Source organism: Mesorhizobium sp. FG116 (genome assembly GCF_057809835.1).
In genome coordinates, this window is sequence record NZ_JBMDKS010000004.1 from 130,256 (window position 1) to 154,286 (window position 24,031).

At 60.2% G+C, this 24,031-nt stretch carries 24 protein-coding genes; 5 read left to right on the plus strand and 19 right to left on the minus strand.

All coding sequences use genetic code 11. The annotated features are described in order from the left end of the window. Positions 1-34: 34 nt before the first annotated feature. From ACODTY_RS05550 to rsmA, 3 genes are read left to right on the plus strand one after another with little or no spacing between them, the layout of a single operon-like run. Positions 35-964, plus strand: a complete 930-nt coding sequence (locus tag ACODTY_RS05550; RefSeq protein ID WP_488993287.1) for a SurA N-terminal domain-containing protein — start codon at positions 35-37, stop codon at positions 962-964. Positions 965-969: 5 nt separating this feature from the next. Next, the gene (gene pdxA, locus ACODTY_RS05555) at positions 970-1,998 is read left to right on the plus strand and encodes a 4-hydroxythreonine-4-phosphate dehydrogenase PdxA (RefSeq protein WP_488993288.1); all 1,029 of its coding nucleotides are present in this window, start codon (positions 970-972) and stop codon (positions 1,996-1,998) included. Continuing rightward, a complete protein-coding gene (rsmA, locus tag ACODTY_RS05560; RefSeq protein ID WP_488993289.1) occupies positions 1,995-2,819 on the plus strand; it encodes a 16S rRNA (adenine(1518)-N(6)/adenine(1519)-N(6))-dimethyltransferase RsmA in 825 nt (274 codons plus the stop codon). The genes pdxA and rsmA overlap by 4 nt, the downstream gene beginning before the upstream one ends. 21 nt (positions 2,820-2,840) lie before the next feature. Here rsmA and gmk read toward each other — a convergent pair whose 3' ends face one another. The 7 genes from gmk to fabD all read right to left on the minus strand — a co-directional run bounded on the left by gmk (position 2,841) and on the right by fabD (position 9,190). Further along, positions 2,841-3,497, minus strand: coding sequence for a guanylate kinase (gene gmk, locus ACODTY_RS05565; protein WP_488993290.1), 657 nt, complete (start codon positions 3,495-3,497; stop codon positions 2,841-2,843). A 3-nt stretch (positions 3,498-3,500) separates the two neighbouring features. Continuing rightward, entirely contained in the window at positions 3,501-4,391 is an 891-nt protein-coding gene (locus ACODTY_RS05570; RefSeq protein ID WP_488993291.1) for a YicC/YloC family endoribonuclease, read from the minus strand. Positions 4,392-4,418: 27 nt separating this feature from the next. Beyond that, positions 4,419-5,618 carry an endolytic transglycosylase MltG gene (gene mltG, locus ACODTY_RS05575; RefSeq protein WP_488993292.1) on the minus strand — a complete coding sequence of 400 codons (1,200 nt, stop codon included), beginning with the start codon at positions 5,616-5,618 and terminating at the stop codon, positions 4,419-4,421. A 107-nt stretch (positions 5,619-5,725) separates the two neighbouring features. Continuing rightward, positions 5,726-6,988: a beta-ketoacyl-ACP synthase II gene (gene fabF, locus ACODTY_RS05580; protein ID WP_488993293.1), complete on the minus strand. Its 1,263-nt coding sequence runs from the start codon at positions 6,986-6,988 to the stop codon at positions 5,726-5,728. A gap of 34 nt (positions 6,989-7,022) precedes the next feature. Next, the gene (locus ACODTY_RS05585; protein WP_006203723.1) at positions 7,023-7,259 is read right to left on the minus strand and encodes an acyl carrier protein; all 237 of its coding nucleotides are present in this window, start codon (positions 7,257-7,259) and stop codon (positions 7,023-7,025) included. A gap of 198 nt (positions 7,260-7,457) precedes the next feature. After that, entirely contained in the window at positions 7,458-8,195 is a 738-nt protein-coding gene (fabG, locus tag ACODTY_RS05590; protein WP_488993294.1) for a 3-oxoacyl-[acyl-carrier-protein] reductase, read from the minus strand. Between the two features lie 53 nt (positions 8,196-8,248). Further along, positions 8,249-9,190, minus strand: a complete 942-nt coding sequence (fabD, locus tag ACODTY_RS05595; protein ID WP_488993295.1) for an ACP S-malonyltransferase — start codon at positions 9,188-9,190, stop codon at positions 8,249-8,251. A gap of 297 nt (positions 9,191-9,487) precedes the next feature. Between fabD and ACODTY_RS05600 the strand changes: the two genes are divergently transcribed. Both ACODTY_RS05600 and rpmG read left to right on the plus strand, forming a co-directional pair. Further along, on the plus strand, positions 9,488-11,326 hold the full coding sequence (locus ACODTY_RS05600) for an LTA synthase family protein (RefSeq protein WP_488993296.1): 1,839 nt from the start codon (positions 9,488-9,490) through the stop codon (positions 11,324-11,326). 122 nt (positions 11,327-11,448) lie between these two features. Further along, complete coding sequence (rpmG, locus tag ACODTY_RS05605) at positions 11,449-11,616, plus strand: 50S ribosomal protein L33 (protein WP_006201775.1); 168 nt, start codon at positions 11,449-11,451, stop codon at positions 11,614-11,616. Positions 11,617-11,692: 76 nt separating this feature from the next. Here the strand turns inward: rpmG and lpxB are convergent, their stop codons facing one another. From lpxB to tsf, 12 genes are all read right to left on the minus strand, one after another. Continuing rightward, positions 11,693-12,880 (minus strand): lipid-A-disaccharide synthase, encoded by a 1,188-nt coding sequence (lpxB, locus tag ACODTY_RS05610; RefSeq protein ID WP_488993297.1) that lies wholly within the window; start codon positions 12,878-12,880, stop codon positions 11,693-11,695. Further along, on the minus strand, positions 12,870-13,769 hold the full coding sequence (locus tag ACODTY_RS05615; protein WP_488993298.1) for an LpxI family protein: 900 nt from the start codon (positions 13,767-13,769) through the stop codon (positions 12,870-12,872). The genes lpxB and ACODTY_RS05615 overlap by 11 nt, the downstream gene beginning before the upstream one ends. Next, positions 13,756-14,589 (minus strand): acyl-ACP--UDP-N-acetylglucosamine O-acyltransferase, encoded by an 834-nt coding sequence (lpxA, locus tag ACODTY_RS05620; protein WP_488993299.1) that lies wholly within the window; start codon positions 14,587-14,589, stop codon positions 13,756-13,758. The genes ACODTY_RS05615 and lpxA overlap by 14 nt, the downstream gene beginning before the upstream one ends. A gap of 13 nt (positions 14,590-14,602) precedes the next feature. Further along, positions 14,603-15,067 (minus strand): 3-hydroxyacyl-ACP dehydratase FabZ, encoded by a 465-nt coding sequence (gene fabZ, locus ACODTY_RS05625; RefSeq protein ID WP_488993300.1) that lies wholly within the window; start codon positions 15,065-15,067, stop codon positions 14,603-14,605. Continuing rightward, positions 15,060-16,112: a UDP-3-O-(3-hydroxymyristoyl)glucosamine N-acyltransferase gene (lpxD, locus tag ACODTY_RS05630; protein WP_488993301.1), complete on the minus strand. Its 1,053-nt coding sequence runs from the start codon at positions 16,110-16,112 to the stop codon at positions 15,060-15,062. Before lpxD ends, fabZ begins: the two co-directional genes overlap by 8 nt. Before the next feature lie 74 nt (positions 16,113-16,186). Further along, entirely contained in the window at positions 16,187-18,541 is a 2,355-nt protein-coding gene (gene bamA / locus ACODTY_RS05635) for an outer membrane protein assembly factor BamA (RefSeq protein ID WP_488993302.1), read from the minus strand. 217 nt (positions 18,542-18,758) lie between these two features. After that, entirely contained in the window at positions 18,759-19,901 is a 1,143-nt protein-coding gene (gene rseP, locus ACODTY_RS05640) for an RIP metalloprotease RseP (protein WP_488993303.1), read from the minus strand. A gap of 95 nt (positions 19,902-19,996) precedes the next feature. After that, a complete protein-coding gene (locus ACODTY_RS05645) occupies positions 19,997-20,812 on the minus strand; it encodes a phosphatidate cytidylyltransferase (protein ID WP_488993304.1) in 816 nt (271 codons plus the stop codon). Next, positions 20,809-21,528 carry an isoprenyl transferase gene (locus ACODTY_RS05650; RefSeq protein WP_488993305.1) on the minus strand — a complete coding sequence of 240 codons (720 nt, stop codon included), beginning with the start codon at positions 21,526-21,528 and terminating at the stop codon, positions 20,809-20,811. The genes ACODTY_RS05645 and ACODTY_RS05650 overlap by 4 nt, the downstream gene beginning before the upstream one ends. 41 nt (positions 21,529-21,569) lie before the next feature. Beyond that, positions 21,570-22,124, minus strand: coding sequence for a ribosome recycling factor (gene frr, locus ACODTY_RS05655; protein WP_488993306.1), 555 nt, complete (start codon positions 22,122-22,124; stop codon positions 21,570-21,572). 86 nt (positions 22,125-22,210) lie between these two features. Next, the gene (gene pyrH / locus ACODTY_RS05660; RefSeq protein WP_488993307.1) at positions 22,211-22,933 is read right to left on the minus strand and encodes a UMP kinase; all 723 of its coding nucleotides are present in this window, start codon (positions 22,931-22,933) and stop codon (positions 22,211-22,213) included. Positions 22,934-23,081: 148 nt separating this feature from the next. Next, positions 23,082-24,002, minus strand: a complete 921-nt coding sequence (tsf, locus tag ACODTY_RS05665; protein WP_488993308.1) for a translation elongation factor Ts — start codon at positions 24,000-24,002, stop codon at positions 23,082-23,084. Between the last annotated feature and the right edge of the window lie 29 nt (positions 24,003-24,031).

Sequence of the window (24,031 nt, forward strand, 5' to 3'; positions counted from 1 at the left end):
CCGCAAGAAACGAAGAACAACCCGGATTGCCTTGATGCGGAAGTACATCTTTTCAGCAAGCCTAGCCCTGCTCATTGCTGCCACGGCGGTTTCATTTACCGCGATGACGCCACCTGCGATGGCCAGCCAGATCAAATACATCGTCAATGACGTCCCGGTCACCACGGGCGACATTCAGCACAGGTCCGCGTTCCTGCGCCTGCAGCGCCGCAAGGGCGATGCGGCCAACGAAATGATCGAACAGACGATACGTTTGACCGAAGCCCGGCGGCTCGGAATTCGCATCACTGACCAGCAGGTCAACGATGCTTACGCCCGCTTCGCTTCCAACAACAAGATGCAGTTGAAGCAGCTCGACGGCGTCATGGCTCAGGGCGGCGTCACCAAGGAACATTTCAAGGAGTTCATCCGGGCCCAGTTGGCTTGGAACCAGGCTCTCAGCGCGCGTTATCGGGCTGAACAAGGCGGCGGCAACGGCCTCAGCCAGCAAGACGTCGTGCGAAAGATGCTGGACAATGGCGGCAGCAAGCCCACAGCCACGGAATACATGCTGCAGCAGGTTATTTTCGTCGTGCCCGCTTCCGAGCGCGGCGCCACGCTTGGCAAGCGCAAGCGTGAAGCCGAGGCGATGCGCGGACGCTTCAATGGCTGCGGCACGACGCACGAGTTCGCCAAGGGCCTGATTGACGTCACCGTCCGTGACCTTGGGCGCGTGCTTGCACCGCAACTTCCGCCGGACTGGGCAGAGCAGATCAAGAAGACCAAGACCGGCGCGGCTACGACCGTTCGCGAAACGGAGCGTGGCGTCGAGTTCATCGGCGTGTGCAGCGCGCGCGAGGTTTCCGATGACAAGGTCGCGCAGATGGTATTCCAGAGTGAAGGCGATGCCAGCGGCAAGACCGACGAGTTCAGCAAGAAATACATGGACGATCTGAAGAAGAAGGCACGCATCGTCCAGCGCTGAACAACATGGAAAAAGTTGGCGTCCCGCTTGCCGTCAGCATCGGCGATCCTTCGGGCATAGGTCCTGAAATTGCCATCGCCGCTTGGCAAAACCGGCAAGGCAACGCCACGCCTCCGTTTTATCTTCTCGCCGATCCAGCCGTGGTCGCCGCCCGCGCCCAAATGCTGGGTATCGATATCCCGCTTGCGGAAACCGAGCCTTCACGAGCCTGCGACCTGTTCCGGTCCAGCTTGCCAGTCGCGCCGCTTTCCTCCCGTCTCAGCAACCAGCCCGGCATTCCCGATAGTGCGAACGCCCAAGGGGTGATCGAGGCGATCGACCGGGCGGTTGACGATTGTTTTCGTGGCAAGGCGGCTGCGGTTGTCACCTGCCCCATTGCCAAAAAGCCGCTTTATGACGCCGGCTTTCGCTTTCCCGGCCATACCGAGTACCTCGCACACCTCGCTTCTCAGCGCACCGGCAAGCCGGTCATGCCCGTCATGATGCTGGCTGGTCCTGACCTGCGCACCATACCCGTGACAATCCATATCCCGCTTTCGCAAGTGCCTCAGGCACTGACGACCGAGCTAATCATATCTACCGCTCGCATAACCGCTGCGGATTTGCGCGACCGGTTTGGCCTCAAAAAGCCGCGCCTTGCCATCTCAGGGCTCAACCCTCATGCGGGTGAAGGCGGCTCGATGGGTACTGAAGACCGGGATATTGTTTTGCCTGCCGTCACAGCGTTACGTGCTGAGGGCATCGATGCCTTCGGGCCGCTACCGGCCGACACCATGTTTCATCCGCGCGCCCGTGCGGGCTATGATGCGGCGTTGTGCATGTATCACGATCAGGCACTCATCCCGGCAAAGGCGCTGGCGTTCGATGAAGCGGTCAACGTCACGCTTGGGCTTCCGTTCATTCGCACGTCGCCGGATCACGGCACTGCGTTCGATATCGCGGGCAAAGGCATTGCGAGGCCGGACAGCCTGATCGCTGCGCTGAAACTCGCGCGCCAACTCGCCGACACCATCAGCGCGAACGAACGCCAATGAGCCTGGATGGCCTGCCGCCTCTGCGTGAGGTCATCGACCGTCACGGCCTTCAGGCGAAGAAGGCGCTCGGGCAAAATTTCCTGCTCGACCTCAACCTGACCGGCAAGATCGCACGCGCCGCCGGCGATCTGATGCAAACGACGGTCGTCGAAGTCGGCCCCGGTCCCGGAGGCCTGACGCGAGCGCTGCTGGCAAACGGCGCACAGCGCGTCATCGCCATCGAACGTGACGAGCGCTGCCTGCCCGCCTTGGCAGAAGTATCGGCCCACTACCCCGGCCGGCTTGAAATTGTGTCCGGAGACGCGCTCAAGACGGACTTCGCCGAGTTGGCGCAGGGCAAGCCCATCAAGATCGTGGCAAACCTGCCCTACAATATCGGTACGGAACTGCTCGTGCGCTGGCTGACCGTTGCCGAATGGCCGCCGTTCTATACATCGATGACGCTGATGTTCCAGCGCGAGGTCGCGCAACGCATCGTTGCCACCCCCGGCAGCGATGCCTACGGCAGGCTAGGCGTCCTTGCCGGTTGGAGAACAGACGCCAGGATTTCGTTCGACGTTCCCCCGCAGGCCTTCACACCGCCGCCGAAAGTGACCTCGTCTGTCGTGCATCTCGTGCCGCGCGCGCAGCCGCTCGATGCCGATGTGAAGAAGCTCGGCCGTGTCACGGAAGCTGCCTTTGGCCAGCGCCGCAAAATGTTGCGGCAAAGCCTCAAAAGCCTTGGCGGTGAAGCCTTGCTGCAAGCCGTGGGTATAGATGCCACGCGAAGGGCCGAGACGCTGAGCGTCGAAGAATTCGTCAGGCTGACAAACGCGGTCTGAGCGCGTTTTAAAGCGAAAAGGTCAATCCGTACTCTCGTCCAGCAGTCCAGAGACGAAATCAAACAGTCCCGGCCGCCTGTCGCGACGCAACCGCTCCGCTGTCACGATGGATTTCACTTCGGAAAAAGCACGGTCGAGGTCGTCGTTGATGACGACGAAATCATACTCGGTCCAATGCTCGATTTCTGTGCGCGCATTTGTCAACCGCGTCTCGATGACGGCTTCCTGATCCTCTGCCCGCCGCTTCAATCGCGCCTTCAGTTCCTTCATCGAGGGCGGCAATATGAAGATCGAAACAATGTCGCCGCGCACCTTTTCCTTCAGTTGCTTGGCGCCTTGCCAGTCGATGTCGAACAGCATGTCGCGCCCTTCGGCCATCGCCTTTTCGGCGGGTTCGCGGGGCGTCGCGTAGAAATTGCCGTGCACTTCGGCCCATTCCAGCAACTCGTCATTATCGCGCAGGATTTCGAAATCCCGCCTGGATCTGAAGTGGTAGTGCTGGCCCTCGATCTCGCTGCCACGCCGCGGCCTGGTCGTCACGCTGACGGAAAGCTCGAATTCCGGATCGCTCTCGATCAGGTTGCGCGCGATGGTGGATTTGCCCGCGCCGGACGGCGACGACAATACGAGCATCAAGCCCCGACGGCGGATGCGGGAGCCGGCATCTTTGGCAGGCATCTGTTACTCCAGATTCTGGACCTGTTCGCGAAACTGATCGACGACCGCTTTCAGCTCCAGCCCAATGGCGGTAACCGCGGCCGCGTTCGATTTCGAGCACAGAGTATTCGATTCGCGGTTGAATTCCTGCGCCAGAAAATCAAGCTTTCGACCAATAGCACCGCCGGAACCGAGCAACGAGCGACCCGATACGACATGCGTCTTCAGCCGATCGATTTCCTCGCGAATGTCCGCCTTGGTCGCCAGGAATGCAGCCTCCTGGTAGAGTCGGGCCTCGTCAAGATTTGCACCGGGGTCCAGCAGCAGCTTGACCTGCTCTGCTATCCTTGACCGGATTGAAGCAGGCTCGCGAGAGGGGTCCGCTTCTGCCCGCAGCGTCAGCGCCTCGATCGCATCCAGATGGCCCGCCAGAAGCGCGCGAAGTGCTTCGCCTTCCGCCTGCCGGGCCTGCTGAAGATGGGTCAGCGCCACATCCAGCGTTGCGTGGATCACCGCGTCGAGAGCGGAGCGCATTTCTTCCGTCTCGGTAACTTCTGGAAGATCGAGAACACCGCGCAAGGAAAGCAAGCCGTCGGCGCTGGCCGGCGCGATGCCGAACTGCTCTTGCAGCCGCTTTGCCAAGCCGGCCACGTCCTTCAGGAAAGCCTCATTGACCACCGGTTGAGATTGCGTGCCGGCAGGCCGCGTAACCGTCAGGGTTGCCTGGAAGCTGCCGCGCGCAAACCGCCTCTGGATGGCTTGGCGTACCGATACCTCCAGCCGCTCGAAGCCCGGAGGCATTCGCAGCCGCACCTCGGCGCTCTTGCCGTTGACAGACTTGACCTCCCAAGCGACTGCATTGCCGTCATGTTCAGCAACGGCGCGTGCAAACCCGGTCATGCTTTGCAGATTCATTTCAGTCCCCCGGCCGCAAATGCCCTGCTATTGCGCGGGCGCGGCTCCATCAGTCCCAGGCGCGGGCTGCTGGGTACCGGCTTTAGCCGCTTCCTCCGCCTGCTTTTTCTGGAATGCACGATAGCGCGCAACATTCTCGTTGTGCTCGTCCAAAGTAGCGGCAAACACGTGACCGCCAGTGCCGTCAGCGACGAAATAAAGGTCATCGGTCTTCGACGGATTGGCTACCGCTTCGAGCGCGGCACGACCCGGATTTGCAATAGGAGTCGGCGGCAAGCCATTGATCGTATATGTATTATACGGCGTGGGCTTATCGATATCGGACTGATAGATCGGCCTATCGGCCGGTTTGCCCTTGCCGCCGAACAGACCGTAGATGATCGTCGGATCGGATTGCAGCCGCATGCCCTTGGCGAGCCGGTTCAGGAATACGCTGGCGATGCGCGAACGCTCGGTGCTCTTCGACGTTTCCTTCTCCACGATCGAAGCAAGGGTGACGAATTCCTGCTCGTTCGCGAGCGGCAGATCGGGAGAACGGCGCGCCCAGATTTCGGCCACCAATTCCTTCTGGTCGGCAAGCAATTTGTCGACCATCTGCTGGCGCGTCGCGCCACGCGTGAAGCGCAGGGTGTCAGCCGCAAGGCTGCCTTCTGTCGGCAACACAGATGGCATGTCACCAGTCAAAGCCTCCTGGGATGCCACCCGCTGGAAAGCTTGTTCGACCGTCATGCCTTCGGGGACAGTCAGCGAATACATGACCGACTTGCCGCTTTTCAGGAGATCCATGATCTCGTGCATCGAAGCCTGTGGCTTGATCTCGTATTCGCCAGCCTTCAGCGACTGGTCATTGTCGTAGGCGCGTACGCCGAGACGGAACACGCGCGCATCGCTGATCAGGCCACGTCGCTCGAGCTGATCGGCAATCTCCTGGACACCCGTATTCGGCTTGACGAGGAAGGTGTCCGCGTTCGCCGACGGACCCGGCTCGTTGAACGCCTGCTTGCCGAAATAAAGGGCAAGTCCTGCGCCCACGATCACCAGCAGCACCAGCGTCACGAGGAAATTCATGAAAACAACGACTTGGCTGCGCGATGCGCGCGAGCGCTTCGGTGGCGGCGTCCCGGCTTCCGGACGCAGCGCTTCGTTCGCGGTTTTGGGTACAATCAGCCCCGGCACTGGCGGCGGCCGCTGGCTAAACTCCCCGTTACCCCCAGGATTGGTGTTCATTGCACCCTACAATTTTATACCGCGACGAATCCCCTCCTGCACAGTAGGAGCGAATATGGCGAAATTGGCAACATTCCAGCATCACCAGCGGCAATGCCGGTGGCTTGTCAGCCATTATAGCGCTGGAAAACGAGCGACGCGTTGGTTCCGCCGAAGCCGAACGAGTTCGACAGCGCCACGTCGATCTGCCTGGCGCGCGGCTTGTTCGGCACCAGGTCGATTGCAGTCTCCCGTTCGGGGTTCTGCAAATTGATCGTGGCAGGCGCGATATTGTCCCTAATGGCGAGGATCGAGAAGATCGCCTCGGCAGCGCCCGCCGCTCCCAGCAAGTGCCCAATGGAGGACTTGGTGGACGACATCGAAATCTTGGACGCCGCGTCGCCTACGAGCCGCTCAACGGCTCCCAGTTCGATCGTATCGGCCATTGTCGAAGTGCCGTGCGCATTGATGTAGTCAATGTCGGCGGGCTTCAGATTGGCGCGCTTGAGTGCCGCCGTCATGCAGCGGAACGCGCCGTCGCCATCCTCGGACGGCGCCGTGATGTGGTAGGCGTCGCCCGTCAGGCCGTAGCCGGTCACTTCGGCATAAATCTTGGCGCCACGCGCCTTGGCATGCTCGAGCTCTTCGAGAACCACCACACCAGCGCCCTCGCCCATGACAAAGCCGTCACGGTCGCGGTCATAGGGTCGCGATGCGACCTCCGGCGTTTCATTGCGTTCGGTCGACAAGGCGCGGCAGGCCGCAAATCCGGCCAGCGACAAGCGCGTGACCGGCGCTTCCGCGCCGCCCGCCAGCATGACGTCGGCATCGCCCCACATGATCAGCCGGGCCGCATCGCCAATCGCGTGCGCTCCTGTGGAGCAAGCCGTTACGACTGCGTGGTTCGGGCCTTTCAAACCATGACGAATCGAAACCTGGCCTGACACAAGGTTGATGATCTGTCCCGGAATGAAGAAGGGGCTGATGCGGCGCGGGCCACGCTCCTTGAGCGTTATGGCATTTTCGGCGATGCCTTCGATGCCGCCGATGCCGGAACCGATCAACACGCCGCTGGCAAACTGCTCGTCCGGTGTCTTCGGTTCCCAGCCAGAGTCCTTCAACGCTTCGTCGGCGGCAGCGATCCCGTAGAGGATGAATTCGCCGATCTTGCGCAGTTCCTTCGGCTCAAGCACGGCCTCGGGATTGAATGTCCCGTTGGTGCCATCGCCGCGAGGAATAATGTGCGCGATCTTGCAAGGCAGATCGTCAACCTCGAACTCCGTCACCCGTCGAGCAGCGCTACGCCCGGTCAGAAGTTCCTTCCAACCGTGCTCGTAGCCCATGCCGAACGGAGAAAGCAGGCCGAGGCCTGTGACGACCACTCGCCTCATCGCAAAATCTTCCGGAATTTGATCGCTGGGAAGATCAGGCCGATGCCTTGTCGATGTACTTCACGGCGTCGCCGACCGTGAGGATCGTCTCGGCTGCGTCATCAGGAATCTCGACGCCGAATTCTTCTTCGAAAGCCATGACGAGTTCGACGGTATCAAGGCTGTCCGCGCCCAGGTCATCGATGAAGCTCGCCTGTTCCGTTACCTTGTCGGCGTCAACGCCGAGGTGCTCGATAACGATCTTCTTGACGCGCTCTGCGGTGTCACTCATTTGGGCATCCTCGTCTTCAAGTTTGTCTGTCTTCGTTAGCGGTCGGAATGACGCTAATCAAGCTGAAAGATGGTTCTGCTTAAAACTCAACACAAGCAAACCGGATATCACCCGGACCATCAAGATGCGGGGCAGTTACACGAAAAACCACGCAGGTCCAAGGTAAAACGCGAATCGATCCAGCGGCGCGGACCAATCCTAGATCATCGCCATGCCGCCATTCACATGGATGGTCTGGCCGGTGATGTAGGCCGCCTCATTCGAAGCGAGATAAGCCACCGCCGACGCCACTTCCGCGCCGGTTCCCATGCGCTTAGCGGGAATTGCGGCCATGATGGCCTCTTTCTGCTTGTCGTTCAGCTTGTCGGTCATGGCCGATTCTATGAAACCGGGCGCCACGCAGTTCACGGTGATATTGCGGGTGGCGATTTCCTGCGCCAGCGACTTCGAAAAGCCGATCATGCCAGCCTTCGAGGCACAGTAATTCGCCTGCCCCGGATTGCCGGTAACACCGACCACCGACGTGATGTTGATGATACGGCCATGGCGGCGGCGCATCATCGGGTGCGTCAACTCTCGGGTAAGCCGGAAAACCGCGGACAGATTGATGTCGATCACGCTGTCCCAATCCGCGTCGGACATACGCACGAACAGGCCGTCCTTGGTGATGCCGGCGTTGTTGACGAGGATATCGACGCCTTCCAACTCAGCCTCTGCCTTCTGGCCAAGCGCCTTGACCTCGTCGCGGTCGGCCAGATTGGCTGGAAAAAGCTTTACGCGCTCGCCAAGCTCCCCAGCCAGCGCTTCCAGCTTCTCAAGCCGCGTGCCATGCAGGCCGACTATAGCGCCCTGGGCATGCAGGATACGCGCAATTGCCTCGCCAATTCCGCCGGTTGCACCCGTCACCAGCGCTTTGCGGCCAGTCAGATCAAACATTCCCATCTCCTCAAGAGCGCACCCTTCACACGGGTGGGGTCGATTGGATTATCTCAGCCCAATGCTGCCAGGGCCGCATCGACATCGGCGGATGTGCCGACGGCACCCACTGCGATATCACGATTGATGCGCCGCGCCAGTCCGGACAGCACTTTTCCCGCGCCAACCTCATACAAGGTGGAAACGCCATTGCCCGCGAACCACTCGACGGTTTCGCGCCAGCGAACGCGACCGGTCACCTGTTCGACCAGCCGGGCGGTTATCACGTCTGTGTCGCTCGTTGGCACCACCGACACGTTGGACACCACCGGAACGACCGGAGCATGTCGCGCCACATTGGCCAGCGCCTCGCGCATCGCGCCCGCCGCCGGTGCCATGAGCGCCGAATGGAAAGGGGCGGAAACCTGCAGCATCAAGGCCCGCTTCGCGCCTTTTTCTGTGCAGATTTTCGCAGCGCGTTCAACGGCTTCCTTGGTTCCGGAGATCACGAACTGGCCACCGCCATTGTCGTTCGCGATCTGGCAGACCGAGCCGTTCGCGGCTTCGGAGCAAGCGGCTTCCACATCGGCCTGTTCAAGGCCGATGATCGCAGCCATTGCGCCCTCGCCCGGCGCAACGGCAGCCTGCATGGCGTTGCCACGTATGCGCAACAAGCGCGCAGCGTCAGCCACTGAGATAAAGCCTGCTGCGGCGAGCGCTGAATATTCGCCAAGCGAATGGCCCGCGACGTAGGCAACCTTGCCCTTCAGCGAAAAGCCGCGCGCCTCGAGTGCCCGGATTGCCGCGAGCGAAACGGCCATCAGCGCTGGCTGCGCATTGGCGGTCAGCGTCAATGTCTCTTCCGGTCCTTCCCACATCAGGGTCGAAAGCTTTTCGCCAAGTGCCTCGTCAACTTCTTCGAAAACGCGGCGCGCCTCTGGAAACGCATCGGCGAGATCCTTGCCCATGCCAACGGCCTGGCTTCCTTGCCCCGGAAACGTGAATGCGATTGCCATGATCTGCCTCTATCGCTGCTTTCTCTGCGTGTCGCCCATCCCGGCGGCCCAAGTCAAGCCTGCTCCGACGTGCCTGCGCCGGTCAAACGCATATAGAAACAAGGCTTTTTTGATCACGCATCGTTAAAATCAAACACGATTTGTTCGCCGGCTCTTCCCAATTTTGCCACAAGCTCTAGCTTTTCGTGACAATGACGTGACAGTTTCGTGACGCCGCGTGTGGCCGGGGAAGTTGAGTTGGCAAAGAGTGAACGATACGCCCTTGCGGCGAGAAGCGATGGCGGGCCTGGAATGGCCATGGCAGGCGCGCGTTATGGCGTCTTCACGCTCCTCGCTTCAGCCATCCTCGTATTCGCCATCGAATGGATATTCCGCGGCGACCTGTCCGGCACCATCGCTTTCTTCGCCCAACCGTTCAAGCCGGGTTGGACCACCATCATCCTCTTCGCGCTGATCCTGATTGGCCTCGATGCCCTGCTCGGGCGCATTTACCAGGGACTTCTGGTTGTAGCACCGCTGACCCTGACGCTTGCTTTCGTCGGCCATCAGAAATCGCTCTATCTCGGCGACCCACTCTATCCGACCGATTTCCTCTACGCCCGCCAGATTTTCGAGCTTATGCCGCTTCTGGTGCGTGAACGTCCGCTGACCGGCATCGCGATGGCCCTTGGCATCGTCGCCGGGCTCGCCTTGCTGGTCTATATCTGGCGTCAATGGCGCCGGCGCGTCTGGGCCATGAGCTACAAGGGCCGCGCTGCCCGCCTGCTGCTTACTCTGCCCCTGCTCGCTTTCTTCGTCTCGCTTATGGACTACGCGACATTTTCCTGGACGCGCGACAGGCTTCAGATCATCCCGATGATGTGGGACCAGAAGGAAAACTACGCCAGCAACGGCTTTGCGCTCGCTTTCGCCCTGAATGTTCCGATGGCGCATGTCACCGCGCCGAAGGATTATTCCGACAAGGCGATCGCGGCGATCCAGAAGCCGACCGTCGCGGCGTCTCTCCCCGAGGAAAAGCCCGACATCATCATCGTCATGAGCGAGTCCTTCTGGGACCCGACCAAGTTGCCCGGCGTCACCATCACCCCTGACCCGATCTCAAGCGTCCGCAAGCTGCAATCCGGTGAAGTGTTTTCGCCTGAGTTTGGTGGCATGACCGCCAACGTCGAATTCGAGGCCCTGACCGGCTTTTCAAATGCCTTCCTGCCGGCCGGCAGCATTCCATACCAGCAATACGTGCGCTCGCCCGTGCCTTCCATGGCCACGTTCCTGCGCAGCGAAGGCTATGAAACGCGCGCCATTCACCCGGGCACGAACTGGTTCTGGAACCGCACACCGGTCTACGCAGCCTTCGGTTTCGATGAGTTCAAGTCCGAAGAAAACCTCGCCTACATGAAGAAGCGGGGGCCGCTTGCGTCCGACGAGTCGATGACAGACGAGATCATGCGCGAGGCGGATACGACCGAAAATCCGTTCTTCTTCTTCGCGGTCAGCCTGCAGAACCACGGTCCTTATGAGCCGAACCGCTACAGCGACGCGACACATCAGGTGAAGGCGCAGACGAGCCAGTGGGCGCGCGATTCGCTGCAAAGCTATGCAGAAGGTGCGGCTGACGCCGACCGTAACCTGCAGCGGCTTGTCGACTGGGCGAGCAAGCGCGAACGCCCGACCGTCATCGCCTTCTTCGGCGACCACTTGCCGCCGCTCGGCCCGGTCTATGTTGAGACGGGCTTCCTCAAGGATAACGTGGCGCCGCGCAAGGAATCGGCCGAGAACATGCGCCTGCATCGTGGAACGCCGCTCGTCGTCTGGTCGAACCGTACCGGCCCGTCGGAAAACATCGGAACCGTCAGCCCGTCTTTCCTGCCGCTTCACGTGTTTGAGGCTGCGGGCATTACGCACCCCTATTACACGGGTTTCCTGAAGAACCTTGCCGAGCGGTATGATGTCGTCGACCGCAATCTGCTTCTGAGCGAAGATGGCCAGGCCACGCCCGACTGGGCAAGGCAAAAGGAAATTGATCCGGCAGTGCGCGATTATCGCTACCTGCAATATGACATGATGTTCGGCAAGCATCATGGCGCACCGGACTTCTTCCCCGAAACCGTGAACAAGCTGGTCGCCCATACGAGTTGAGGCATTGTGCCGAAGGCTTGACTTTTCAGGCGCAATCTTTATGTGTCGCGCCAAGTTTCCGCGTCGGGGCAAAGGCCCATGCAGTTGCGGCTCAACCCCAAGAATACCAACGGATAGAAATCATGGCTAAAGCCGCGAATATCAAGATCAAGCTCTTGTCGACCGCCGACACCGGTTTCTTCTATGTGACCAGCAAAAACAGCCGTACCAAGACGGACAAGCTTTCGTTCCGCAAGTACGACCCGGTTGCCAAGAAGCACGTCGAATTCAAGGAAACCAAGATCAAGTAATCACTGGTCTCAGTGGCACCTGACGTTTCCAAACCCCTGGCTCCGGCCGGGGGTTTTTGATTCTTGGGCGCTTGTTCTAGATCGGCTTTCCGCCAGCCTTCTTGCGGATGGTCTTGAGCACCACCTCAGCAGCCAGTTCGCCGGCCGGCCGGTCAGTGTGCATTCGCCGCCTGACCTCCTGAAATCCGTCGATCTGCCACCGCCGCATGCCGCTGTCGGACCACAACGCCTCGATGTAGCGGGCAAGCGACTGGGGGCGGACATATTCGTTGTACACTTCGGGAACAACCGGGCGGTCCGCGATCAGGTTGGGCAACAGCCCCGACCATATCGGCACGAATCGTTGCAGGATGCGCGCGCCAGCGTCCAATTTGTAGGTCGACATCATCGGAACGCCTGACAGGGCTAGTTCCAGCGATACGGTGCCCGACGCAATCAGCGCGGCGTCTGCACGTCCATAAGCCTGCCATTTGCGATCAGGCTCCAGCAATATCTCAGGCTGCTGGTCCCATGCGGCAACGCGCTGGCGCACCTGTTCTTGAACATGTGGAACGGTCGGCAGTACCAGTCGAAGGCGATGGCCCCGAGATTTCAGGATCGAGACCGCTTTGCCGAACGGCTCGATCAACCGACTTACCTCGCCGTTGCGCGAGCCCGGCAGCAACAGCAATGTCTTGACGCGGTCGTTCGACAGGTCTCGAGGCGCGGCTTGTGCTTCTGCTGCTTTCAAGACTCCAGCCTCGTGAGTGAGACGATGGCCGACATAGGTGCCGTTTGGCCCTTTGAGGCGTTTCAGCGCCTCGACTTCGAAGGGCAGGATGCACAAAATATGGTCGACGAACTGGGCCATTGTGACGGCTCTGCCGGGCCGCCATGCCCACACGCTGGGGCATACATAGTGGATGATGGGCAGATCGGGCTCTGCCGCCCGCACCTTTTTCGCCACGCGCAGCGAAAAATCAGGGCTGTCTATGGTGACAAGGCAGTCCGGTGCTTCCGCCACAATCGCCTTTGCCGCCTGCCCTATGCGCATAATCAGGCGCGGCAAACCGCGCAGCACCGCGCTCACGCCCATAAGCGCTATCTCATTGGCGTCGAAAAGCGAAGTGAGCCCAAGCTCCGCTAACTGCCGGCCGCCAACGCCGACCACGCGCACTTCGCGCCCCGTGGCCTTCGACAAGGCCCGCACCAGATCGGCACCAAGCAGATTTCCGGACTCTTCGCCCGCAATCACCGCAATCTTCAACGGGCGCTCAGTTGCCATCTTGCGGCTCCCCTGCGCGCAGGCCAATCACGAAGAGTCCAAGCTCGTTCGCCCGTCTAACCAGTTCCGGTCCATCGAGCACAAGCGAACGTCCTGCCTCTACCGCAATTCCGGCGAGACCGGCCGCGTGTGCGCCGTCTACGGTTTGCGGTCCGATTGAAGGGAGGTCCGTGCGCATCTCTTGGCCCGGCTTGGAACACTTGACGAGAACACCCCTCGTTTTGCCTGCCAGCCTCCCGTGACCACGCAGGCCCTTTACGCGTTCCAGCAGGCCATCGGTGCCTTCGATGCCTTCCAGCGCGATGGCACGCCCACCTATCGCGACAGCACCCTGGCCGATGTCCAGCGCGCCAATGGCCATCGCAGCCTCATAGGCGGCCTTGATGTCGCGCCAATCCGCCTTCTGCGGCACCGTCTTGGTAAAACACCCCTCGGAAGCAACCAGTTCCGGCACGAGTTCGTGCGCGCCCACGACCTTGGTGCCTTGCCCCTCAAGGTATCGTAGCGCCACCCGCAACAGCGCATCGTCGCCGCGCGCGAGGCCGAGCATGATTTGCGGCAACATCGCCAGAAGGCCGGCGTTCCACCGGATTGCCGACAGACGCGGCCTGCGCCTCACCTCGCCGGCCATCACCATGTGCGTGACATTGTTGCGCTTGAGCCGCGCAACGAGGCTACCGATCTCTTCCAGGCGCATCTGTTCATGCGGAAATTTGCCGAGCGGTCCCGCAGGATCCCCTTCGCCTTCCAACACTACGACGAACGGCTTGTGACCGTGCTCATCCAGATGAGCGGCTATGCTGACGGGAAGATTGCCGCCACCGGCTACGATACCGATGCGGGCACCGGGGCCAAGCTGAAGTCCCGGCGGACTATCAGTCCTCGTCATCGGGTCCGTCGCCGGCCCCGCCCTTGAGCGGCGGCACCGCATAGTGCCGCTTGCCGCGGCTGGTGATGAAGTCGATGATCTTCATGGCAATAGGTGAGGCCGAAAATTCAGCCTTGGCCGCTTCAATGTTTTCGCCGACAGGATGGGCGCGGTCGAAGATCGTGTTGTAGCACTTGCGAAGCAGGTGGATTTCCGAGCGCGGCAGGCCGGCCCGCTTCAAGCCGATGATGTTCAACCCGCGCAGCTTGGCACGGTTACCGACAGCGATCGCATACGGAATGACGTCGCCCACAACGGCCGAGCAACCACCGAGGAACGCGTTGTCGCCAACACGCACGAACTGGTGCACCGCCGTCAGTCCGCCGATGTTGACGTTGTCGCCGATCTCGCAGTGTCCGCCCAGGGTCGCACCATTGGCGAAGGTAGCGTTCTTTCCAACCACACAGTCATGAGCGATGTGGGCATAGGCAAGGAAATTGCCATTCTCCCCAACCACCGTCGTGCCGAGGCTGGTGTCGGTACCTGTGTGCATCGTCACGCCTTCGCGGATTGTGCAATTGGCGCCAATTATAAGCGTTGTGCGTCCACCCTTGTGCTTGGCGTTCTGCGGCGCTGCGCCGAGGATTGCCATCGGGAAAACCTTGCTCGAAGCACCGACCGTCGTCGCGCCCAGAACCGATACATGGCTAATCAGTTCAACGTTGTCGCCAAGGGTCGCATCGGCGTTGACGTAGCAGAACGGGCCAATGCGGACACCAGCGCCAAGCTGCGCGCCCGGTTCGACAACCGCCGAAGGATGAATGACTGTCTGGTTTTCCATAGGCACCTGAATTCTAACCGTTCTCGACCATCATGGCCGAGATTTCGGCTTCTGCGACCTTTGCGCCATCGACGAGGCCTTCGCAGGCAAACTTGAGAAGATTTCCCCGCTTCTTAATTTTCTTGACGTGAATACGCAACTGGTCGCCCGGAACAACGGGCTTGCGGAATTTCGCATTGTCGATGGTGAGGAAATACACCAATGACGGCTTCGACGCTCCGACAAGGCGAATGCAGATCGCACCCGCCGTCTGCGCCATCGCCTCCACGATCAGCACACCCGGCATCACCGGCTGATCCGGGAAATGGCCCTGGAAATGCGGCTCGTTGATGGTGACGTTCTTCACGCCGACGGCTGAATCGTCGCCGTCTATTTCGACGATCCTGTCGATCATGAGAAACGGATACCGATGCGGCAACAGCTTCATCAGTTCGAGGATTTCGACAGTCTCAAGTGTGGAGCCGGCGGCGTCAGCCATTCTTCTCCCCCTTCGAATGTTTGGTGAAAGCGCGGATCGCCGACAATTCCCGGAAGAAGTCGCGCATCGGCTGCGCCGGCATCCCCGCCCAGCGTTCACCCGCCGGAATGTCGTACATCAGGCCGGAAGACGCGGCGACCTGAACGCGGTCGCCGACCGTTATGTGATCGGCGATGCCCACGCGCCCGCCAAGCATGACGAAATCGCCCAGTGTAACCGATCCGGATATGCCGCACTGGCCGGCGATGACGCAACCCCGGCCGATCCGAACATTGTGCGCGATCTGGACCAGGTTATCGATCTTGGTGCCCTCGCCTATGATGGTGTCGGCCATGGCGCCGCGATCGACAGTGGTGTTCGAACCCACCTCGACATCGTCCTGGATCACGACACGGCCGATCTGCGGCATGCGCTCGGGACCTTTCGCGCCGGGAACGAAGCCGAACCCGTCCTGGCCTATGCTGGCTCCAGCGTGAATGATGACGCGGTTGCCGATCAAGGCATACTGGACGGCGACGCCGGGGCCAATATAGGAATCGCGTCCAATCCGGCACGATGTACCGATGACGGCATTGGGTGCAACAACGGTGCCTGAGCCGATGGCGACATTCGGCCCTACCACCGCACCAGCCTCAATGATGGCGCCGGCCTCGATCACGGAGCTTGGATCGACATGAGCCTGTGGCGACACTCCGCGCTCGGAGGTCAACGGGACCGGCGTTGCCGCTGCTGGAAAAAGCAGGCGGCCAATCATGGCAAACGCCTGCTGTGCGCGCGGATTGACGAGAACTGCAATCCCGGTCGGGGCTTGGTCGGCAAGCTCGATGGGACAAAGCACCGCTGCAGCCCGCAACGCCGGCATCAACGCTGCATTGCGCTTGCCTTCAACGAACACGAGCGCCTTGTCGCCACCTTCGGTGGCTGAGGCTATCGTTTCGATGGCCGTATCGGCATAGGCAGGATTGCTCAGCGTCGAACCGGTGAGAACAGCCACCTCACTCGCCGTATAGGGGCGTGACGGCACAAAAAACACCGGTTCGGTCATTCCAGATCACTATCCAGCTGGATCGGATCACTCCATTCCGGGCGCAATTGCCCGGAAGTGTCGTCACCCACTGTTTAGAAGCGGGTCGAGATGCCGAAGTTGAATTCCTGCACGTCGTCCGTCGCTTCCTTCACCACAGGCACAGCGTAGTCGATACGCAGCGGACCGAACGGCGACGCCCACATCAAGCCTACACCCACAGATGCACGCCAATGCATATCGGCCGAAGCCTGGTTTACGTTGCCAACGGCAACCTTGCTGCCGTAAAGAGTTGCTGCATCCGCAAATACCGCACCGCGCAAGCCGAAGCTCTCGGGAACGAGCGGCATCGGGAACTGCGCTTCAGCCGAAGCATTGAAATAGGTAGTACCGCCGAGATGGTCGCCGCTAGCATCAGAAGCTACCGGGCCGATCCCATTGTACTCAAAGCCACGGATCATGCGATCATTGCTGCGGAAGTGATCGAACACGCGAAGGCTGTCGTCGCCAAAGCCCTGGATATGGCCAGCTCCCGCCGAAACAAGCCCCACGATATCCATTTCTTCCGATAGCGTCTGGTAGACAGAGGTGCGAGCCGTGAACTTCACAAACTCCGCATCGCCGCCCAATCCTGCGACCTCGGTGCCAAAATTGGCGTAGATGCCAAAATGCGGGTTCTTCATGTCGTCGATGGTGTTGTAGATCAGGTTGCCGCTAACCGAGGATTTAACCCATGGGCTCTGCGCAATTCCGTCCTGAATCGCCACCGACAAACCGCAAGTCGGAGTGGTGCAATCCTCGTCATAGGAATACTTCTCTTGCGAGAGATTGTAGGCAATCTGCGTCGAGATATTTTCGGTAATCGGCAAGCCAAAACGCACCGTTCCGGCAGTGGTCTCGCTGTCGTACTTACCATCGAAATTGCGCGTAGACTTGGAGATATCAAAGCCCGCTGCGATACGGCGACCCAGGAAATAGGGCTCCGTGAACGAGAACGAGTAATCGCGCGAATGCTTGCCACCGCCAGCCGAGAAACGGATGAACTGGCCGCGACCGAGGAAGTTGCGCTCGGTAACCGAACCCTGCACCGACGCGCCGGGCGTGTCACCACCGGTCGAGTAACCGGCGCCAATCGAGAACTCACCGGTCGACTTCTCGACCACGTCAACGACCAGGATCACCTGATCCGGCTCGGATCCCGGCGCCGTCGAAATCTCGACGCGCTCAAAGTAATCCAAGGCTTCCAGACGCTTCTTGGCGCGCTGGATCAGCACCTGATTGAAGGCATCGCCTTCACTAACATCGAACTCACGACGAATAACGTAGTCGCGCGTGCGGGCGTTGCCGCGAATCTCGATGCGCTCGACATAGGCCTTGGTGCCCTGATCGATCGTGTAAACCACCGAAATGGTGTGGTTTTCGAAATTGCGGTCGCCGCGCGGCGTCACCTGCGCGAAGGCATAGCCTTGGCCGGCCACCCGCTCGGTCAGCGCGATAATGGTGTTTTCGACATCCTTGGCATTATAGGTGTCACCCGAATGGGTCTCGACCAGCGACTCCAGCGACTTGCTGTCAACTTCCGGAATCGAGCTGTCTACGCTGACGTCGCCGAACTTGTAGCGCGCGCCTTCCTCCACCGTGATGGTGACGGTGTACTGGTTGGTCGCGTCATCCAGTTCGCCAAAGGCGGAAACGACCTGGAAGTCAGCATAGCCGTGATTGTAATAGAAACGGCGCAGCAGTTCCTCGTCGGCCTTGAGCTTGTCTTCGTTAAACACGTCGTCGCGCATCACGAAAGACAGGAAGTTCGAACGCTTGGTGTTGATGACGTCGGAAAGCCGACGGCTGCTGTAGGCGCTGTTGCCGACAAAATTGATAGCGGCGATCTTGGTGCGGCCGCCTTCATTGATGTTGAAAACGACGTTCACGCGGTTGTCGCCAAGATCCATGATCTGGCTGGTCACCGTCGCGTCATCGCGACCGATATTGCCATAAGCCGCCTTGATGGCCTCGATGTCGGCATCGACCGCGGCCTGGGAATAGGAACTGCGCGGCTTCAGCTGCACAGTGTTGGCCAGCGCTACGTCCTTGAGCTTCTTGTTGCCCTGGAACAGCACCTGGTTCACGACCTGATATTCGGAAACCGTCACAACCAAGGCAGAGCCGGACTGCGTGATCTGAACGTCGGAGAACAAGCCCATGCCGAACAGGGCCTTCACGGCCTCGTCGATGTCGGCGCTGGAAAACGCCTTGCCTGGCTTGATCGAGATGTTGTTGCGGATCGTGTCGGCGTCGATACGCGAATTTCCGCGCACCTCGACTCGGCTGACAACAGCGGCCTCGGCAGCGGAGATGGATGCCATCTCCACGACAAGAGCCCCGGGCACAACGAGCGCCGCAGACAAAGCTGCCGCGGACGCGGCGCTCAGAAACTTGGATACTGCCTTCATCGGGCTATATAACCTTTTCTCGTAGTCCCCACGGCGAGAAAACCGGACGTGCGGTAAATTCCCATACCGTATTAACCGGATTTTCCCTACACGCAAGGCTTCTGGTTAATTAGTGTTTACTTCGCCTTCCGGCGTTGCTTTCGCGTCACGCATATCCCCAGCCATGGTAAACGACATCTCAATATGGGCGCCGAAGAGTTGGAATTCGTTCATGATTTCAGCACCCAAACAGGTCGTTCCAAAATACGAAGGCCATGAAGGCGAGAACCAGCAGCATGCCCGTTCTGTAGACTGCTTCCATCATCCGTTCCGAAACGGGACGCCTGATGACCGCTTCAATGCCATAAAACATCAGGTGCCCGCCATCGAGCGGCGGAATCGGCAGCAGATTTAAGATACCTATGCCGACGGACAGCAACGCGACCAATTGAACCAACCAGTCAAAACCCAGCTTTGCGGCCTGGGCGGACATGCCGGCAATTTTCACCGGACCGCCCAACTGGCACTTGTCCTCGCGCCCTACAGCGAATCGCGTCAGGAATTGCCCCGTGCGCTCTACGATGTGAACCGTTTCCTCGACCGCCGCCCCGAGCGCGCCTATCGGACTGTAGGTGATAAGCCTCGGTTGCCCCAGTTCCTGGTTGTTGACGACGCCAATCACAGCGACCTTGATCTTGTTGCCAAGCGCGTCTTCCTGTTCCATCGGTTGGGGCGTCGCCACCAGGCTGACCTCGGCGCCGTTGCGCAACATGACAAACGTCAACGGATCGCCTGCCCTGCCGGACACCAGGCGTTGTACGTCGGCAAAGGTCTCGACCTTTTCGCCATTGACGCTGACAAAACGGTCACCCGGTTCAATGCCTGCTGCCGCAGCCGGGCTATCCGGGTTCACCGAGGCCACCATCGGCTCGGCGACGTAGCGGCCGTGTATCGAAAACAGCACGGCGAAAACCGCTATCGTCAAAAGGAAATTGAACGCCGGGCCGGCAAACACTGTCGCCGCGCGTTTCCAGACTGGCTGGGTGTGGAAAGCCACTTTGCGCTGTGCTTCGCTCAAAGCCGCGATTTCGTCTGAACTTGGCTGGCTGGAACTGGCGTTCATGTCGCCGACGAACTTGACATAGCCGCCAAGCGGGATCGCACAAAGCTTCCAGCGCGTACCGCGCCTGTCGTTGAAGCCGATCAGTTCCGGTCCGAAGCCGATTGAAAAGGCGTTTACCCCGATGCCGCAGGCACGGCCGACGAGGTAGTGTCCCATTTCATGAACGAAGACGACAACGGTCAGCACGAAAAGGAACGGCACCAAAGTGCCGATCACAAAACCCTGAGTGCTGAACAGCGCATGCAAAAGCTCGTTCAAATTCCGTCCTCAACTCACCCGATAAGGCGGCGGCTGCCTGACTGTGGCTTGAAAACCGGCAAATCCGTGGCGGCTGTCGATGGCCCCGAACTTACTCAACCTGCAAACAATCCATGAGCCGGATTGTCGGCCGATGCCGCCAGACATCCGATCACGTACAGGGCAAACGCCGCTACAACAAGCCCGTCGACGCGATCCATCACACCTCCGTGCCCAGGAATGAGCTGGCTGGAATCCTTGCGGCCATGGCGGCGCTTGACCCAGGATTCGAAAAGGTCCCCTGCCTGCGACACAATCGACAACACCAGCGCGACTAAGGTCAGGAACATCAAGTTTCCCGCCCCCGCCGCCGCAGCGACAATAAGGCCCGCTGCAACACCGCCAACCGTACCACCAAGCGCGCCACTCTGCGTCTTGCCCGGCGAAATGGAGGGCGCCAGTTTCGGCCCACCCACGGCGCGGCCAACGAAATAGGCGGCGATATCGGTGGTCCACACCACTGCAAACAGGAACAGGATTGCGAGCAGGCCCGATTTGTCCCCGTCGCGCAGGTAGGCAAGCGAGAAGCCGGAAAGCGCCGCGTAGGCAAGTCCGGAGGCATCCCATTGCCCCGCCGCGCGTTGCGCCGATGAGGCGGCAGCGATGATCACAGCCAAGGCGATGCCGACCAGAAGCATCGGCGCCGATATTCCGACAACTAGGGCCAACAGCAAGATAACCATCAGCGCTTCTGGCAACAGACCGATACCGGATGCCGGCGAGCGGCGCGACATGCGGGTCCATTCATAAAATACTGCGCCGGCGATAAGCGCCGAAAGAAGCCTGAACGGCAGTCCGCCCAGCCACGTCAACACCAACACAGCGGCGGCCATGACGATGGCGGAAATGATCCTGAGTTGCAGGTTGCTCATGAAGCAGCTTCACGCGGCGCAAGGCCGCCGAACCGGCGTTCGCGTCCGGCAAAATCGCGCAGCGCGTCGGCAAGGTGATCCTGGCTGAAGTCCGGCCAGTAGCAAGGCAGGAAAACCAGTTCGCTGTAAGCAGCCTGCCAGAGCAGGAAGTTCGAAAGGCGCAATTCCCCGCTGGTGCGGATCACCAGTTCCGGATCGGGGATGCCAGCGGTGTCGAGCGATGCCGCAAAACTATCAGTCGAGATGGAATCGACGCTGATTTCGCCTCGAACCGCCGCCAAGGCGAGTTTCTGGGCTGTCCGCACGATCTCGTCGCGGCCGCCATAGTTGAAGGCGATCACCAGCGTAAGCGCATCATTGCCCGCGGTAAGTGTCTCTGCTTCCTCGAGAAGTCCGCGAATATCGGTTTGCAGGCTGGCCTTGTCGCCGATCACCTTCACCCGCACGCCGTTCTGGTGCAGTTCGGCAAGGTCGCGGCGAATGAACAGCTTCAGCAAGCCCATGAGATCGCTCACCTCAGATTTCGGCCGAGACCAATTTTCCGAAGAGAATGCGTAGACGGTCAGGTAGGAGATACCCAGTTGCGGAGCCGCGCGAACCGTCTTGCGCAGCGCCTCCACGCCGGCGCGGTGGCCGGCAACGCGCGGCAGACCTCGCGCCTTCGCCCAGCGTCCGTTTCCGTCCATAATGATCGCGACATGCGCCGGGCTTGTCATGCTTCCGCTTTCAGATCAGCCGCTCAGGTCCTGACCTCAGGTTAAACCTGCATGATTTCCGTTTCCTTTTCGGAGAGCAGGCTGTCGATCATGCTGATGGTTTCGTCAGTCAGTTTCTGGACCTGGTCGGAGCGCTTGCGGTGATCGTCTTCGCCGATCTCGCCGTCCTTTTCCGCCTTCTTCAGCCCGTCCATGCCGTCGCGGCGCACATGCCTTGCGGCAACACGCGCATTCTCGGCATAGGTGTGGGAAATCTTGACCAGTTCCTTGCGGCGCTGCTCGTTGAGTTCAGGCAGCGGAATCCTCAAATTGGTGCCGTCGACGATCGGGTTGAAGCCGAGATTGGCTTCACGAATGGCGCGGTCAACGGAACTCACCATCGACTTGTCCCAGACAGACACCGAGACCATGCGCGGTTCGGGCACCGAAATAGTCGCGACCTGGTTGATCGGCATGGCCGTGCCATAAGCCTGGACCTGGATGGCATCGAGAAGATTGCTGGACGCGCGCCCCGTACGCAGCGATGCGAGATCGTGCTTGAAGGCGGCAATTGCCCCATCCATGCGCCGTTTCAAGTCATCGAAATTGCCGTTCATCGTCTTCTCCTGGGCCGGTTTGTTCAGGGTAGTGCCGATACGCGCCGCCGTTCAGGCGCACATGCGGTTGCTGAAGCGAACCCCGATCAGTTGTCCGCGACGACCGTGCAACGCCCGCCGCCTTTCAGTATCTCGCCAAAACCACCCTTCTCATGAATGGAATAGACGATTATCGGAATGTTATTTTCACGCGCAAGCGCAATCGCGGCAGTATCCATTATGGAAAGCCCACGATTTATCACTTCGGCATGGCTGATGCGCTCGAAGCGCGTCGCCTTCGGGTCTTTCTTGGGGTCCGCCGAATAGACGCCATCGACCTGGGTGCCCTTGAAGAGAGCATCCGCGCCGATTTCGGCAGCGCGTAAGGCGGCGGCCGAATCAGTCGTGAAGAATGGATTTCCGGTGCCGCCGGCGAATATCACCACCTTGCCTTGATTCATGTAGGCGGTGGCCTGGCGCTGGGAAAAGCTTTCGCAGAGTTCGGGCATGGCGATTGCGGAGAGCACGACCGCTTCGACGCCGATCTTGTTCAACGACGTGCGCAAGGCCAGCGAGTTGATGACGGTTGCCAGCATGCCCATGTGGTCGCCGGTCACCCGGTCGCCACCCTTGGAAGCGACCGCTACGCCGCGAAATATGTTGCCGCCGCCGATGACGACGCCAACCTCGACACCGAGCGCACGGGCTTCGGCAATGTCGGAAGCGATGCGATCCACGACGGAAACATCGATGCCGAAATGCTGCTCACCCATCAACGCTTCGCCCGACGCTTTCAACAAGACACGTCGGTATAGGGGCTTAGCCGTCATCTGTTCCTCGGATTTGGCCAGACAGTCCCGGCGCCGCTGCCGGTTGCTCTGTACAGTGCCTTCAATTGATTGGCTGACCCGATACACGAAGGGCGTCGCGATGTCACGCGACGCCCTTCGTATGATTTGATGGTGCGGTTAAGAGCCGTCAGTTCTTCACGGCGGCTGCGACTTCCGCCGCAAAGTCGGTCTCTTCCTTCTCGATGCCCTCGCCCAGCGCAAAGCGCAGATAGGCGCTGATCTTGGCCGGCGCACCGATTTCCTTTTCCGCGTCCTTCAATGCCTGCTCCACCGTTACGTCGGGGTTCAGCACGAAAGCCTGCTTCACCAGCACGACTTCCTCGTAGAACTTACGCAGGCGGCCTTCGACCATCTTTTCGATGATGTTTTCCGGCTTGCCGGACTGGCGGGCCTGGTCGGCGAAGATAGCCTTCTCGCGCTCAACTGCTGCCGGATCGAGAGCCGCCGTGTCGAGCGAAAGCGGGTTCGTCGCGGCGACATGCATGGCGACCTGGCGGGCAAAGGCGGCTGCCTTGTGCGCATCGCCGGTGGTCTCGATTGCGACCAGCACGCCAAGCTTGCCGAGATTGTCGGCGACGGCGTTGTGGACGTAGGTCGCAACGGCGCCATGCTCAACCTTGAGCTTGGCCGAACGGCGGAAGCCGAGGTTCTCGCCGATGGTGCCGACGGCGTCCTTGACGGTGTCGGTAACAGACTTGTCGGAACCCGGATACTTGGCGGCAGCCACGGCATCCGTCGCACCGAAAGCCAGCGAGACCTTGGCGATGTTCGAAACGATTTCCTGGAAGGCTGCGTTGCGCGCCACGAAATCGGTCTCGGAATTCACTTCGACGATAGACGCCTCGCGCAGGCCCTGCTCGACGCCGATCAGGCCTTCGGCCGCCGTGCGGCCCGCCTTCTTGTCGGCCTTGGAGATGCCCTTCTTGCGGAGCCAATCGACTGCGGCTTCCATGTCGCCATTGGTCTCGGCAAGGGCTGCCTTGCAATCCATCATGCCTGCGCCAGTCAAGTCGCGGAGCTCTTTGACCTGTGCTGCTGAAATGCTCATTTTTTGCCTCTTTGTTCAAATGGCATACG

Bases quoted from the DNA above. Each gene is read 5' to 3' on its own strand.
- ACODTY_RS05645 (WP_488993304.1), bottom strand. From the start codon at position 20,812: ATGAGCAACCTGCAACTCAGGATCATTTCCGCCATCGTCATGGCCGCC.
- rsmA (WP_488993289.1), top strand. From the start codon at position 1,995: ATGAGCCTGGATGGCCTGCCGCCTCTGCGTGAGGTCATCGACCGTCAC.
- fabZ (WP_488993300.1), bottom strand. From the start codon at position 15,067: ATGGCTGACGCCGCCGGCTCCACACTTGAGACTGTCGAAATCCTCGAA.
- frr (WP_488993306.1), bottom strand. From the start codon at position 22,124: ATGAACGGCAATTTCGATGACTTGAAACGGCGCATGGATGGGGCAATT.
- gmk (WP_488993290.1), bottom strand. From the start codon at position 3,497: ATGCCTGCCAAAGATGCCGGCTCCCGCATCCGCCGTCGGGGCTTGATG.
- fabD (WP_488993295.1), bottom strand. From the start codon at position 9,190: ATGGCAATCGCATTCACGTTTCCGGGGCAAGGAAGCCAGGCCGTTGGC.
- lpxD (WP_488993301.1), bottom strand. From the start codon at position 16,112: ATGACCGAACCGGTGTTTTTTGTGCCGTCACGCCCCTATACGGCGAGT.
- ACODTY_RS05550 (WP_488993287.1), top strand. From the start codon at position 35: ATGCGGAAGTACATCTTTTCAGCAAGCCTAGCCCTGCTCATTGCTGCC.
- pdxA (WP_488993288.1), top strand. From the start codon at position 970: ATGGAAAAAGTTGGCGTCCCGCTTGCCGTCAGCATCGGCGATCCTTCG.
- bamA (WP_488993302.1), bottom strand. From the start codon at position 18,541: ATGAAGGCAGTATCCAAGTTTCTGAGCGCCGCGTCCGCGGCAGCTTTG.
- pyrH (WP_488993307.1), bottom strand. From the start codon at position 22,933: ATGACGGCTAAGCCCCTATACCGACGTGTCTTGTTGAAAGCGTCGGGC.
- fabF (WP_488993293.1), bottom strand. From the start codon at position 6,988: ATGAGGCGAGTGGTCGTCACAGGCCTCGGCCTGCTTTCTCCGTTCGGC.
- lpxA (WP_488993299.1), bottom strand. From the start codon at position 14,589: ATGGAAAACCAGACAGTCATTCATCCTTCGGCGGTTGTCGAACCGGGC.
- ACODTY_RS05615 (WP_488993298.1), bottom strand. From the start codon at position 13,769: ATGACGAGGACTGATAGTCCGCCGGGACTTCAGCTTGGCCCCGGTGCC.
- ACODTY_RS05600 (WP_488993296.1), top strand. From the start codon at position 9,488: ATGGCAGGCGCGCGTTATGGCGTCTTCACGCTCCTCGCTTCAGCCATC.
- ACODTY_RS05650 (WP_488993305.1), bottom strand. From the start codon at position 21,528: ATGACAAGCCCGGCGCATGTCGCGATCATTATGGACGGAAACGGACGC.
- lpxB (WP_488993297.1), bottom strand. From the start codon at position 12,880: ATGGCAACTGAGCGCCCGTTGAAGATTGCGGTGATTGCGGGCGAAGAG.
- fabG (WP_488993294.1), bottom strand. From the start codon at position 8,195: ATGTTTGATCTGACTGGCCGCAAAGCGCTGGTGACGGGTGCAACCGGC.
- mltG (WP_488993292.1), bottom strand. From the start codon at position 5,618: ATGAACACCAATCCTGGGGGTAACGGGGAGTTTAGCCAGCGGCCGCCG.
- ACODTY_RS05570 (WP_488993291.1), bottom strand. From the start codon at position 4,391: ATGAATCTGCAAAGCATGACCGGGTTTGCACGCGCCGTTGCTGAACAT.
- rpmG (WP_006201775.1), top strand. From the start codon at position 11,449: ATGGCTAAAGCCGCGAATATCAAGATCAAGCTCTTGTCGACCGCCGAC.
- ACODTY_RS05585 (WP_006203723.1), bottom strand. From the start codon at position 7,259: ATGAGTGACACCGCAGAGCGCGTCAAGAAGATCGTTATCGAGCACCTC.
- tsf (WP_488993308.1), bottom strand. From the start codon at position 24,002: ATGAGCATTTCAGCAGCACAGGTCAAAGAGCTCCGCGACTTGACTGGC.